This window comes from uncultured Thiodictyon sp. (genome assembly GCA_903837595.1).
Lineage (GTDB): Bacteria > Pseudomonadota > Gammaproteobacteria > Chromatiales > Chromatiaceae > Thiodictyon.
The window spans coordinates 1-11462 of sequence record CAILVI010000364.1; the positions used below are offsets into that span (position 1 = coordinate 1).

Annotated in this window: 11 protein-coding genes and 2 pseudogenes; 5 read left to right on the top strand and 8 right to left on the bottom strand. The window is 63.3% G+C overall.

Annotated elements, in window-relative coordinates:
• A pseudogene (locus QZY44_RS20935) lies at nt 1-252 on the bottom strand (Uma2 family endonuclease); the annotation flags it as partial.
• A 239-nt stretch (nt 253-491) separates the two neighbouring features.
• On the opposite strand from QZY44_RS20935, the gene QZY44_RS20940 reads away from it, so the two are divergent.
• The 3 genes from QZY44_RS20940 (at nt 492) to QZY44_RS20945 (ending at nt 2619) form a co-directional block, all read left to right on the top strand.
• Nucleotides 492-671 carry a hypothetical protein gene (locus QZY44_RS20940; RefSeq protein WP_295451334.1) on the top strand — a complete coding sequence of 60 codons (180 nt, stop codon included), beginning with the start codon at nt 492-494 and terminating at the stop codon, nt 669-671.
• Nucleotides 672-1043: 372 nt separating this feature from the next.
• Nucleotides 1044-1145 (top strand): type II toxin-antitoxin system MqsA family antitoxin, encoded by a 102-nt coding sequence (locus tag QZY44_RS35900; RefSeq protein ID WP_365304973.1) that lies wholly within the window; start codon nt 1044-1046, stop codon nt 1143-1145.
• 442 nt (nt 1146-1587) lie between these two features.
• A complete protein-coding gene (locus QZY44_RS20945; RefSeq protein ID WP_295451338.1) occupies nt 1588-2619 on the top strand; it encodes a restriction endonuclease in 1032 nt (343 codons plus the stop codon).
• Nucleotides 2620-2983: 364 nt separating this feature from the next.
• Here QZY44_RS20945 and QZY44_RS20950 read toward each other — a convergent pair whose 3' ends face one another.
• Together QZY44_RS20950 and QZY44_RS35905 are read right to left on the bottom strand one after the other, a co-directional pair.
• The gene (locus QZY44_RS20950; protein ID WP_295451341.1) at nt 2984-3376 is read right to left on the bottom strand and encodes a helix-turn-helix domain-containing protein; all 393 of its coding nucleotides are present in this window, start codon (nt 3374-3376) and stop codon (nt 2984-2986) included.
• Nucleotides 3339-3782, bottom strand: coding sequence for a BrnT family toxin (locus QZY44_RS35905; protein ID WP_365304975.1), 444 nt, complete (start codon nt 3780-3782; stop codon nt 3339-3341). The genes QZY44_RS20950 and QZY44_RS35905 overlap by 38 nt, the downstream gene beginning before the upstream one ends.
• A 325-nt stretch (nt 3783-4107) precedes the next feature.
• Between QZY44_RS35905 and QZY44_RS20960 the strand changes: the two genes are divergently transcribed.
• Nucleotides 4108-4656: a heme-binding protein gene (locus QZY44_RS20960; protein ID WP_295451346.1), complete on the top strand. Its 549-nt coding sequence runs from the start codon at nt 4108-4110 to the stop codon at nt 4654-4656.
• 106 nt (nt 4657-4762) lie between these two features.
• Here the strand turns inward: QZY44_RS20960 and QZY44_RS20965 are convergent, their stop codons facing one another.
• The 4 genes and pseudogenes from QZY44_RS20965 to QZY44_RS20980 all read right to left on the bottom strand — a co-directional run bounded on the left by QZY44_RS20965 (nt 4763) and on the right by QZY44_RS20980 (nt 7495).
• Nucleotides 4763-5119 (bottom strand): hypothetical protein, encoded by a 357-nt coding sequence (locus QZY44_RS20965; RefSeq protein WP_295451349.1) that lies wholly within the window; start codon nt 5117-5119, stop codon nt 4763-4765.
• A gap of 48 nt (nt 5120-5167) precedes the next feature.
• Nucleotides 5168-6234: pseudogene (locus QZY44_RS20970) on the bottom strand (PDC sensor domain-containing protein).
• A 20-nt stretch (nt 6235-6254) separates the two neighbouring features.
• Nucleotides 6255-6875 (bottom strand): DUF938 domain-containing protein, encoded by a 621-nt coding sequence (locus QZY44_RS20975; protein ID WP_295451351.1) that lies wholly within the window; start codon nt 6873-6875, stop codon nt 6255-6257.
• A gap of 20 nt (nt 6876-6895) precedes the next feature.
• Nucleotides 6896-7495, bottom strand: coding sequence for a YceI family protein (locus QZY44_RS20980; RefSeq protein ID WP_295451355.1), 600 nt, complete (start codon nt 7493-7495; stop codon nt 6896-6898).
• 766 nt (nt 7496-8261) lie between these two features.
• Between QZY44_RS20980 and QZY44_RS20985 the strand changes: the two genes are divergently transcribed.
• Nucleotides 8262-8579, top strand: coding sequence for a hypothetical protein (locus tag QZY44_RS20985; protein WP_295451358.1), 318 nt, complete (start codon nt 8262-8264; stop codon nt 8577-8579).
• 122 nt (nt 8580-8701) lie between these two features.
• Here QZY44_RS20985 and QZY44_RS20990 read toward each other — a convergent pair whose 3' ends face one another.
• Complete coding sequence (locus QZY44_RS20990; RefSeq protein ID WP_295451361.1) at nt 8702-11005, bottom strand: GNAT family N-acetyltransferase; 2304 nt, start codon at nt 11003-11005, stop codon at nt 8702-8704.
• Nucleotides 11006-11462 lie beyond the last annotated feature (457 nt).

The following is an 11462-nucleotide window of genomic DNA, read 5'->3' on the forward strand; positions in this document are numbered from 1 at the left end:
GCCGCGAGGGACGGTGGCCGGAGTGAAGTGCAGTTCCGGCTCGTCAATGATCCACCAGCCCCCAGGACCGCCCCGGCCCCGCTGGAAGGGTCCGATCAGGTCATATCCAAGCGACGAGGCGGTGAATCCATGCGGGCCGCTGGGGCGCGGCTGGGCGTCGAGTTGGCCGTTGAGGATTTCCCCGGTCAGCCCTTCGGGGAGGGCCTCAAGCTGTTCGTACAACGTCGGCCGCGGTTGTGGTCGCGCGCTCATGGTGGGCTCCTCGTGTGGTTGCGGAACGCTAGCCCCCGCTGGGCGGCACTGTCAACCTTGATCCGGCCGCCAAGCCCTGTCGGGCCTCCACCCGGACGCTGGCCCATGACCAATCGAAGTCAGAGTAAATCGGGGCGTATTTTGACTTCCCGAGGGATGACAAACCCGCGGTCCGACTGGAGAAGGGCCCTCGACGCTATCGGGACTACGGTCCCTACTGGCCTGCCCTCAAGGAGGTATTGAACGCCCACGGCTCCGACCTGGGGGAGCATTCCGATCCGCTGGTGGCCAAGGTCTACCGCGGCGCCACCGAGATTGAGGCCCTGATCATGGCCGACGAGTTTCGGGCCGAGTACCTGCGTACGCGGGGCATAGGGGCCAACCGGTTCCTGTTGGACGCAGGGAGTGGGGCGTGGTAGACGCTCCATGATGCCGAGATGGCGGGGCCGGCAGGCTGATCATACGCACCAGGCGATTCTGGTAGGTGTAGCGGCCCGCACATATCGGCAGCCCGACCCGCAAACATCGCGTCATCCAGCCAGATCGTCGCCGCCTGGTAATCAGCGGCGGCGTCAATCATCACTGCGGCCACCCTGCCTCTCGTGACACCGCTTCGGAGACTGGGCGCGTATTCGCAGACACCAAACCCCGCCGCGCCCGGGAGCGCCGACAGCCCGTCGGCGACGGCGCGAAGGGCCGTTGTATCCTCGCGAAAATACGCCCCTTCGCAATTAACCGCGAAACCGCGAATCGCCTGCGGCGGTTGGTCGACAGACTGTCAATGCGTTCTCGTGCTCGAGACCAGCAAGACCAAGCCGTCTTTGGCTTTGGTAAAGCTACTCAAGGTGCTCGACCGTCACCCCGAGCTGTTGGATGAGGTGAGGTCGGCATAGGGTCCGGCATGTCAGGTTTGCGATGACATCAACGCGGATGTTCGGCCGTGACGTAGACGCTCGGCGGGGCCGTCATCCGGTTGACCGCACCACGGTGCGGGCCTTGATCATAAGTCTGGCCACCCCGCGACTAGGTCAAAGCTCCTGCGCTGATAAGAGACAAAGGCGTACAGTCGCGCGTCAAATGATTTGCTTATCGTCATGGCTGGATTTATGATCAAGGCTCAAATGCCGTTGGCGACGACTCATGGGGACTCGACTCTGACACAGGGTAGAAGTCTGGATTACGAACGCGGTATCGTAAGGAGTTTTGTCGGCGGAGAATATCGTGGTACGCCCCCTATTTTCTTCCCGTCCAGAAACGTATTCGAGCCTGGCCCCTTTTGCTCTTTTGCTTGATCAGCGGCGCGCGCCGCTTTAGGCTTCACTTTAGGCATCTCAAATGATCGCTTCCATGTCCTCCAGCGCTCTTCAGTTTGAACAACTGGTGCGAGGAATCCTTGAAGCCAACAGCTTTGAAGTTCACGAAGCTGGAGTCGGTGGCCGTGACGTGGGGTTTGACTTCACTGCCACGCTGGGCCACGAGGCCTGGGCCATTGAGGTGAAGTTCTATCGAACGGCGCGAGCCCAGGGCTCCTTACTCGCATCGGCAGCGTCGCGTCTAGCCTCAAGAGGAATCAGTGTGGGCGCCCAGAAGGGAATGCTTGTAGCCTCCTGCCAGCTGCCTCCGGCCCTACGCTTGGCGCTTGAAGAAAAGTTCAGCATCACCTTTGTCGATCGCGTCGATCTCCTGAACTTGGCGGCACGGGATCCCGCATTGCTCGACGAACTAAATTCGCTGCTGGAGTCTGACCCAGCCACAATACCGGACGCATCAGTAAGTCCAACCGAAGCGACTCAAACCAGTAAGCGTTTGCCTGTAGCAAGTCTCCCGGAAGACACCAAGGGAACAGAGCTGTGCCTTGAACTGAAGGCACTCAAGCGAGGTAAGACTACTTGGTCCAAGTATGAATGCCTTTGTGATCGCATCCTGAGGTACCTGTTCCCGAACGACCTTCACGGCTGGCATCGCCAGAAGCGGACAGACGACGGATTGAACCGCTTCGACTATGTATGCCGAATTCGCCCGACAACTGAGTTCTGGCAGTTCCTGCTTCACGACTTAGACAGTAGATACGTCCTGTTCGAGTTCAAAAACTACACTGCCAAGATCAAGCAAGGCCAAATACTAACGACCGAGAAGTATCTGCTTGAACGCGGTCTTCGCAGAGTAGCGATTGTCATAAGTCGAGCCGGCGCGGAAGCTGATGCGATAAAGATGACGCAAGGTGCTATGCGCGAGCACGGCAAGCTGATATTGATAGTCGACGACGAGCAGATTTGCGAAATGCTTCACATGAAGGAAGGCGGAGAAGACCCCACGGATCGTCTATTCGAACTGGCAGATAATTTCCTTCTCGCTCTGCCGCGCTGAGATGCCTAACCGCTGAATGGATTGGGTGCGTACCACGAAATCGTTTGGGGGCAAACACTCGGTACCCGCCCGCCGCTATTAAAGAAATGGTAACGGTTCAGCCCCGCCGCCAACCTTCTTCCACCACAAGGAGGCAGACTAAATTAAACTAACTGGTAAGCAGGGCTGTAAGGCGGATGTCCGCAGGGCAATTCGCCATTGCCATGATCCCACACGTCAGCACCGCCTGGAGCGTTCCTCCCTATGCTCCGCAGGCACTGTGACCGGGTTACGCCAAGCCACCGGCCCACATTGGACGCTTGCCGGATGAGTAGCCGCGAGCGGGTGACCACCACTCGCGTCAGCGTAGGATGGGAGAGCAAAATCAAAAGGGTGATTGCTGCAATGCGCGGCGCACCCCGTCAGGATCGCGGGCAATGACGGTTAAGTATGCCCGGGCCGGTTGATCCGGTTCAGTGCGGCCTTGTTCCCAATCGCGCAACGTTCCAAGCGGCACATGATAACGTGCCGCAAACTCTTCCTGTGTAAGACACAAGGCACGGCGCAACGTCTTGATCCGGGGAATACGCCGCGCCTTTCGTAATTCGTCCTCGGCCATCGGTCGTGCGTCGGGGTCGGCCATGGCCGCCGCCTCAATCTCCGCCGCTGTCATGGGCCGCATAGGCGTTTGCGCAAACCGGCGCTCGCTGCCATCTTCCAGCACTTCAACGACGTTGCCGTCAGATTGAATTTTCGCCGTAGTAGTAGTCTTGTTCATGTTTTTCCGCTCTTCTGGCCGAAATTACGCGGGTTCGATTATGGCGCTCGGTATAGGTCATATGGAGAAGAACGCCGTCGCACATGCCAAGCAGATTGATACGCTCTTCCCCGTAACTCTCGCGGTCGTCTATCCACTCAACCGCAAAGTGATCGAGAAAAACCTTAATCGCGTAATCGAACGCCACGCCATGATTACGCCAGTTTATTGCGGCTTTGGCGTCGTCCCACTCAAAAATATCATCTTGCATGACGCTACTGCTTACCCGTACTTTTGTCAAGTGGCAGAGATCGACCTCACCACCCTGGAAATCTCCAAGTATGCTCTGCACGACATCTCCGCGCGGACCAACGCGCAGATCAAGGGCGAGGTGCTGACCCGGTTGCTGCAGCTGGCGTTGCGCCATATATACAGCCAGGAGCCCACCGTGACGCTGCGAGCGTTTTTGGCCCTGATGCGGCAGATCGCCGACCAGATCACTGCGTCAGGCTGGGATCCGGTGGGAGCGGCTTCAGCCGCGACGCGAGCTCGCAGGCGGGCGGAGGCTCGTCGCGGCTGAAGCCGCTCCCACGGGGGGCTTTCATCGTCCGGGGCAGTTTTCGGGCCTTGGTGATCGCGACGACGATCAAGGTCCCGCTGATCAATCGCGTGTGCTTCACCAGTGGGGTACCTCAATGAGCCGTTTTCGGTTTCTTTCTGCTCTTATCTTCTGCTTGGTTTGGAGTCATGTCATGGCCATCGAAGAGCCCCCGTACACCGTGGACCGCGTGGACGATAGCGTGGAGGTGCGCCACTATGAGCCCTATCTGGTGGCGGAAACCCGCGTCAACGCGCCTGCCGATGAGGCTGGAAACCAGGGCTTTCGCATCCTGGCAGGGTACATTTTCGGCAAGAACAAAGGGTCTCGCAGCATCGCGATGACCGCGCCGGTGGCCCTGACGCCGACTAAGATCGCGATGACGGCGCCGGTGTCACAGAGCGCCAGCGTCGACGGCTACCTGGTTCAGTTCGCGATGCCCAAAGAATGGACGCTGGAGACCCTTCCTGAGCCAACTGACCCGCGCGTGACGCTGCGCGCGATGCCGGCGCGAACGATCGCCGTCATTCGCTACTCCGGCACCTGGTCGCAGAGTCGCTATCACGATCACTTGAAGACGCTGCAAGGCATCCTCACACAACGTGGCCTCAAGTGGCATGGCGAGCCGGTGTGGGCACGCTATGACCCGCCGTGGAAGCCCTGGTTCTTGCGCCGCAATGAGATCTGGCTTGAGCTTGATTGAGCGCTGAGCGGCTGCCGTGTCGGTAGATCCGACAAGGAACGGTCGGCCTTGGTCATCATCCTGGCCACCGCGCCAGCCGCGCGGTCGTTGGTCCGCGCAGCGGACCCTACGACTGTATGAGCAGACACCGAGCCGGGGCTTCCAGGTGTTGCGCGATCCTCTGCTGGGCCAGGTCGCACAGGCCGCACTGGCGGCAGGCGGCGCTGCCGTAGGGGCTTAAGGGGAGCAAGGCGCGAAGGCGGCGACCGCTCGCGGCACTGAGGTCGCTGTCGGCCGGGTGGGCCTCAAGCAGCTGCTGCGCCTCGGCGCTGAACCGGGCGATGACATCCTCCAACTCCTGGCAATGTTCACGCTGTCCAGCGGCGTCGATCAGGCTGTTCAGGCAATCGACGAAGGCGCGGTTGCGCCGGTCGGTCTCAGCGTCACCGCTGCGATAGCGGCTGTTCCAGCGGATGGGGCGCATGCTCCGGCTCCATGGTGGTTTTCAGGTTTCCGGTGCGGGCAGAACCCATCAGGCCGTCCCACTCGCATCGCCCTCGGCTGGCGCGCCAATGGCACAAAATACGCCGGCCCCGATCCAGAAGTCCAGGCGCTTTTCCAGGAACTCGTCCCAGCGCATGTAGTGTGAACCGTCGCACGAGAAGATGAGCGAGACTATGCCGTTCATGATGTTGAGCGAGCCGGCGCGCAGGTAGATGCTCTCGTCCATGAAGCGCAGGTCGCGAAAGGCGCGTAAGACCGTGGACACCTGCGCGGCCGGGATCATCGCCTCGTCCGCATAGTCGCGGCGCGGATAGGCGAGACAGATGCCGGGGTTGTTCAGGTCCTCGAAGTCGAGCACCCGGTAGCGATAGGGGTCGTCGAAGAGCCATAGCGTGGCCCTGGAGCTTGAGAAATGCAGCTTGGCATGGAACACGCCGTGGGCCAGTATCAGTTCGGTGACGAGGTCGAGCACCGCGTCGATGCGGCTGTCCATCAGGCTTTCGACGCGCTCCTGGTAGAACAGCCCGCCGCGGATGGCCGGGTCCCCCTTCATCTGGAGCCATTGGTCTGGTTGGCGGTAGAGCTCGCGGGTGAGCGGCAGGTCGCGCAGGTCGAAGTCCGCCCCCAGGAATCCGAGCAGGGTGCCATCGGCGTTGGTCAGGCGCTCGACCGCGGTCAGTGACGGTCGGCGCTGGTTGCGGCTCAGATAGGCGGCGGACAGGGAGAAGGGCGCGCCGGCCAAGGCCTCGGCCAGATACGGGCGCTGGCTGCGGTCGCGGCCAAGGTTCTCGGGCAGGACCCCCTCACGGGAGCAATTGGCAGTCACCTGATGCGCCTGGTGATCCAGCAGGTAGAGATACTTGCAGTAGGGGAGCGTCCGCAGGGCTTCGCCGAGCAGGCGCTCCAAGGCCCCCCGGTCGCCCTTGATTCTGCTCAATGTGTCATTCATGGCGCTTCGCCGAGCAGGCGCTCCAAGGCCCCCCGGTCGCCCCAGTCAGCGCGACAGGAGGTCCCCAAGCGGGCCAGGACGCTGGCCAGGCGCCCACGCAGCAGCATGCGTTGACGTGCAACCGCGGCCTGTAACGCATCGCTCATGACTGTGCCCGACGTGCTCGCTAGCCCGGCGCGTCGCGCCGGCACCACACCAGTGTCCGGTTGTTGACCGGCATTGGGTGGTCGGCCCGCAGTTCCAGGCCAGCGCGATCCGCCAGCGCCCGCAGATCGTCGAGATCCCGCACCCCCATCCGCACATCCCGGGCCTTGAGCGACGCATCGAAGCGGGCATTGCTTTCGCTGGTATGGCGTCCGCCATCGCTGAACGGGCCATAGAGTGCGAAGGGCGCCCCAGGCGGCAGGATTCGACCGACGCCTTGGAACATCAGGCCAACCTCCGGCAATCCCATAATGTGGGCGGTATTGGCACTGAAGATGCCGTCGAACGGACCCGCGGGCCAGTCGCCGGTTACATCCAGTGTCAGGGGCTCCGGCAGGTTGGGGAGTTGTGCCTGCGCCAACCATTGCCGGATCCCTGGCAAATGGGCCGGGACATCGCTGGTCTGCCATATCAGGTGGGGCAGCCGGGCGGCGAAGTACACCGCATGCTGGCCAGTGCCGCTGCCGATCTCCAATACCCGGCTGGCCTTCTGGAGCAGGGGGCCGATGATCTCAAAAATGGGCGCCTGGTTCTCCTCGCACGCCAGCGAGAAGGGTTTGTCTTGAAGCGAGTCGGTTGCCATGAGCTTATCCGCGCGGCGGATCACTTGCCCTCGTCGACGAAGGTCAGGACAAAACTCACCGGCACGGCGTTGCTGATGGCCGCGAGCCCAGCGACCTCCCGCAGCTTCTCCACCCCCTCGGTCATGCCGAACTTGGCTGCATCCACCACCACTGGTTTGACGCTCGCTACCATCAGCGTGTTGTTGGCGACCTTCGCGGCCTGCACGACCAGTGTCACTGGCTGCGTCTGACCGTGCAGGGACAAGGTGCCCTCGGCCGTGATGTCGGCGATCTCACCGACGGCCATCGCCTTGATCCGCTCCGGATCGATCTTGGCAGTGAACAGGGCGTCCTTGTAGTCGGCCGTATCGAACAGCATCTCGCGCATACGCTGGTTGCGGATGGGGACCAGGGTTTCGACGCTGTCCAGCATCAGGGCGATATCGGCCTTCCCATCGGGGGTGATTCGGCCCTTGATCTCGTTGAAGGTGTGGACCTCTGCCACGTCCTTGGCCTTGATGGAGACAAAGGCCAGGTGCGAACGGGTCGGGTCAAGCGTCCAGTCCGCCCAAGCGGGTGCGGCGGCCACGGCGGAGACGAGTGCGGCGACGATGGCGGGGCGTAGGCCGGAACGGTTCATGAGGCTTCTCTGGTGTCAATGTAATGCCGGAAATTGCGCGTCGGGCGCGGATTACAAGGGTGTCTGCATGGCTCGACGCCGGCCGGTTTGTTGCCTCGCCATTGCCTTTTTTTCGATTTATTGTGGTTGCCCGTGGTCACTAGGCTCCGCGGGGGGCCTAACGAGGAATTTTCCAGCAGCTCGCGGCCCCGCTCCTGCCGGGGCCGCGTAGGTCTTGAGGTTTCGTCTGCGGGGGATCGGCAGTTACCCGCCCGCGCCGCCCAGTGCGTAGGGCACCAGCGGAACCAACATAATACCGATGGCCAGCCACATCGCATGGTTGCTACGGGTAGTGAGTTCTTTATCACTCATGATCTTCACCTTGTTTTAGCTCGCGAGTCTGCCATTTTCGTTTAGCACATGAAGGAGTCTTTGGAACCTGGGGGAGCGATCCGACGACGCTTTGGTGTGCCGACGGTTGCCAAGATACAGGCCGCGCCGACACAGCTGAAATGGGTAGTTCCGACTGCGACGATAGGTTTTGCCTTGTCTCGCAACTGGCGGCAACCCCCGGTGGGGCGCGTGCCGCCGCGCGCGACTCGCCGACCCCTTGATGACGCTGGTGCCCGGCAGGGTGCCCGCGAGCGGGGTGGTGGTGGTTGGCTCACGATGTAGCCTGCGTTAGGGCGGAACTCCGCAGGAGGTTCCGCCATTGCGATCTTCGGGGCCGAGCGTGATAACCTATCCGTCAGTTTATCGTCAGATCGTCAATCAGAGGTCTAAACGCATGGACTCACAGAGAGAGCTTAAGATTTTAAAACTGCTGGATGCTCTGCTGGCAGACGAACCGCGGGTTATTCACAGGCAGACCAAAAAACGGGCCGCCATCTACCTTGCTGGGTGGGCTGGACTCGTCGTCGCATTTTTTATCGTTATCTTGAAGGGAGAACTGGCTGGCATGGTTGCTGCTGTCATTGCCGCAATCGCAGGGGCATTGGGGGGGGTTGCACTATTTGCCAAGGACGCGGCTAGACAATGGCCCATAATAAAACCGCATATCGACCAGAAGAGTATTGCGGAACGAATTAACGAATTAGAGCCATAACGACTTGACGCTGGCGCGTCGGGTTGCTGGGCAATAGTGGCAGACCACGTTTTATTTGATGTCGCGTGTCCCGAACGGCGAAAAGCGAAATAGAAAGCGCTGGTTCTGTGGGAGCGCCTCGATCATCCTTCCGGCTGCCCCGCGGGATTCTGTGCATCCGTGCTGGGTGAGAGATTGACGTCGCAGATCGAAATTCCGGCGTCCCGGCTGGAATGACGGCTTGCGCCGGAACGATGATCGAGGCTTTCGAGTAGACGGGCGACGATGCCGCGCAGGGTCGCGATCACCTGCTCCTGCCCCAAGGCGCCGCAGACCCCCACCAACTCAGCCACCGGCCGCAACTGGGCGGCGGCGGCCACCAGCAGGGCCGCCTCGCTTGGGTTGATCTGCCCGCCGCGTAGTGCGGGGCCGAGCCGCTGCCGGGTCAGGGCGGCGAGGGTGGGTAGGGCGGCGTCCAGGGTGCGGTGCCCGGCGGCGAATGACCGCAGTTCCAATGGCCCCCAGCGGTCTTGCGTTTCCGGCGCGGCCGCGGCTCCGGCGAGGACGGTCGCGGCCACCGCCGGGTCGAGTCGCCGCAGCGGTCCGGCCAGCAGCACCGGCAGCCGGTCGGCGAACCTCGACGCGGCGGCGGCTCGGAAGGCCCAACCGCGGGCGCTCACTGGGCGCAGTACGACCAGTGCGTGCTCGCCGCTCGCGGCGTTGCGGCTGGCGCCGAGCTGCACCGGGCGATAGCCTGCGGCACGCCAGAAGGCGATCAGGCCAGGCGTGGCGCCGAAGCTCGAGCCCAGCAGGTCGATCCCCTCGCCCCTGGCCTCCCGGAACAGTCCGCGCAGCAGCCGACGGCCCAGGCCGCGGCGGGCGAGTGCTGGGTGGACAGCGATGCGGATCACCCGCAGATAGGTGAGCCGCGGCGCATTCGGCAGCCCCGCATGGGCCGACAGGGTCAGCGGCAGCAGGTGGCCGCGCGGTCGGCGCCGTCCGTCATAGATCGCCTGCAACAGGTCCGGGTCGGCCATGCCCCCTTCAGCCACCGCGATCAGGGTGCCGACGATGAGCCCGCCCGCGCGTAGGACCAGGACGCGAACAGCGGGTGCGTCGAGCAGCAGGCGCAGATCGAGCGGTCGGGTCTGGTAGTGGGCGAGGACCAGGAGCCCGAAGACCTGGCCCAGGGTGTAGTCGTCGGCCGCTAAGGCGTCGCGATCCAGCCGCTCGACGCGGCAGGTGGCTGCGTCGACACCCTGCACGTCCACGGCCGTGGCCGGCGCGGCGTCCAACAAGAGTGCCCGGAAAACCAGGGCCTCCAGTGGGTCGTCGACGGCCCAGCGGATGGGGGTCTCCAGGGTGAGTCCCCGCCATAGCGGCGTGCGGCGGTCCAGGGTGGCGCGAAAGCGCAGGTCGAAGCCGCGGCCGGTGCCCTCATACCCATGGACCGTGGTCGCAAAGATCACCCGCGGGTAGTGGTCCAGCAGTTGCGCCAGCAGCGGGGCAGGGATTCCGGCCGCCTCGTCCACCAGCAGCAGGTCGGCGTCCGGATGGTCCTGGCAGAGGGCGTCCGGCGCCATGAACTCGATGCTCCGCTCACCCGCGGTGAGGCCGCTGCCGGCGGCGCGTGCCTCCGGCCAGGCAGCCGCAGCGTGTTCAAATAGTGCGGTGACGGCGGCGCGGCGCGGCGCTGTCACCAGGCAGCGGTAGGGCTCAGCGGTCGCGGCGGCCAGACGGGCGGCGGCGATCCCCAGGGCGGCGCTCTTGCCCCGCCCGCGGTGGGCGGTGAGCACCAGTGGGCGCCGGGCTCGGCCGCGCGCGTGCCGCAGGATGGCCGCGATGGCAAACCCCTGGTCCGGGGTGGCGGCCTGGTCCGGGTGGTGGCGAACGGCCTTGGCGGCGCCGGTGTTGGCCGCGGTCGGTGGCGGGAGTGCGAGGCGGTCCTCCTGCCCGCCTTGCGTGAGGATGCAGGTTCCGGGCTGTCTGCGCAGGACCCGCACCAGCCGCGCGATAAAGCGCCCGCGCACGGCGGCGGCGGCGCTCCCGGGCCAGGGGGCGATGCGCCCGGCCTGGGGGTCCGGCAGGTCCGGCCAGTCCGTAAGCGGCGGGCAGAGCAGGGTCAGTAGCCCGCCGCCGCGCAGCGTGCCGGTGGCCGCCCCGAAGCCGTCGGGGTCGAACCCGGACCAGGCGTCATAGACTAGCAGGTCGCACTCCCCGCCCAGCAGTTGGGTGGCCGTCGCGAGTGGGCGGGCGGCAGGGTCGAGGGGGCGGTCACTGAGCCACACCGGGGCGTCCGCTCCGCAGTCCCGGGCGGCGGCCCGCGCCGCTTCCAAGGTCCAGTCCGAGGCGCCGGTGAGGACCAGGGTGAGGCGATGGTGAGCGGTCCGTGCCGCGGTCAGCAACCGACGGGCCATGCGCTGGACCCGCTGGTCTGGGTCCAACATGGTGGGCTGCATCGGCATTGATTGACGTGATGGACGTTTTGCCGATCAACGCTAGCACAACACGCACTGTCGCCGCCAGTAGTACCTGTTTCTAGAATTCGGGCGCCACCCGGATATCCCCCTTTGCGGTTCGTCGCACGCGATCTGTGGCCTTGACGGGTTGTGGGTCTTGTATTAGCCTGCATCGCATCTGCGTCTGCATTGGGGCAGTTGGGGCAGTCGTGCGCGCGTGCCCGATAAGGGGACCAGAGTTCGAGTTAATTTCGGCTATGCCATCCTGAAATGCATTCGAGCGTGGCCCCTTTTGCTTTGCGCTGCGTCTTTAGGTAATTGAATGTGGTCTGTCCCCGCCCGGCATAATATTCGCCCGATATTCCCATCATCAGGAGATTATAAACAAATGTCGCAAAATGATAACTTAACATTTAGAAGAGCAGAAACAATAGAGGATTTTCAA